The organism is Chryseobacterium sp. 14P4.3.2 (assembly GCF_057799275.1).
In genome coordinates, this window is record NZ_JBYOKO010000057.1 from 1 (window position 1) to 1,140 (window position 1,140).

Sequence of the window (1,140 nt, forward strand, 5' to 3'; positions counted from 1 at the left end):
ACATTGCAGAAATGTAGTTCTGTTTTGTATTAGGACTAGACAAATTATAAAATAAAAACCTCGCAACTTGCGAGGTTTCTTTATTATCTGCTACGAAGTTACAAACTTCGCAGAGCGGTGGGATAGGATTTTATTTGGTTAAGCGACAATAATTTCCTAATCTCTTTTTTTATGTCAAATAATTATGGCGCTTTTTTTAAGTCAAGATAACTCCTTATACTAATTATTAGCTTTATTGTTTTAATTGTATTGTATCACTTATAAAGATTTGATCTATTCCTAATGTATTTTTTTTCTTATCTGTGGAATATTCGGAAAATAACCCAACTATTTTCAAATCTGAATGATTTGTATATTTAGATAAATCTAAAGAATATTGATATCGACCATCTGCAATTTTTTCACATTCAAAATCCTTAGGATAAAGTAATGGTCTTTCTCCAGAAATTATACCAATATTTACAACCGCAGAATAATTCGAACCTACGGTTTTCGAACAATAAAAATTATATAAAATAACTCTATTATCGGGATTATACTTTTTTGTATAAAACTTGCTAGATTGAAGATTCACATTATTATTTTTATAAAAAATGATCTGATTATTAAACTCTTTCATTTTATCATCTTCTTTGAAAAATTCTACATTTAAATATTTTTCTTTACTAATATTATCATAAGATTCCCAACAACCAGTTTTATAATTATTTACAAAATTATATTGTCCTTTAATTGAAAATCTTTCATTTTTTCCCTCAAATATCAATACAGAGTCATTAATTTTTTTCTTAATAACATTCTGATAATTATCTATTTTAAATAAATTGTCTAAATCTGTCTTTATTGATATAGGTTGTTTTTGCTCTTTTTTACAACTTACAATTATAAAAATAGAGAATATTTTAATTATATTTTTCATTTCTACTTAATATGGTAACGTTTTGGAACGTGATTATTAAAATTTCTGATAGATCTATTATAGGATGAATCCAATACCGGTTTATATGCTTTATCAAAACTACCTTGAATATTCTGATTATAAAATATTGTAGTATCTTTTTCACGTGTGAAACCAGTATAGTTGGCAGAATCTAATGACGTAACTTTAACTGTCATGGAATTCGAACTACTATTTTTCCC

General features: G+C 25.4%; 2 protein-coding genes. Both read right to left on the bottom strand.

The window, feature by feature from the left end:
- Positions 1 to 232: 232 nt before the first annotated feature.
- Positions 233 to 919 carry a hypothetical protein gene (locus AC27VX_RS23735; protein ID WP_236858165.1) on the bottom strand — a complete coding sequence of 229 codons (687 nt, stop codon included), beginning with the start codon at positions 917 to 919 and terminating at the stop codon, positions 233 to 235.
- 2 nt (positions 920 to 921) lie between these two features.
- Positions 922 to 1,140, bottom strand: a 219-nt coding sequence (locus tag AC27VX_RS23740) for a hypothetical protein (protein WP_488698448.1), incomplete at its 5' end; no start/stop codon positions are given.

Excerpts from the sequence above, each read along its gene's own strand:
- AC27VX_RS23735 (WP_236858165.1), bottom strand. The coding sequence starts at position 919 with ATGAAAAATATAATTAAAATATTCTCTATTTTTATAATTGTAAGTTGT.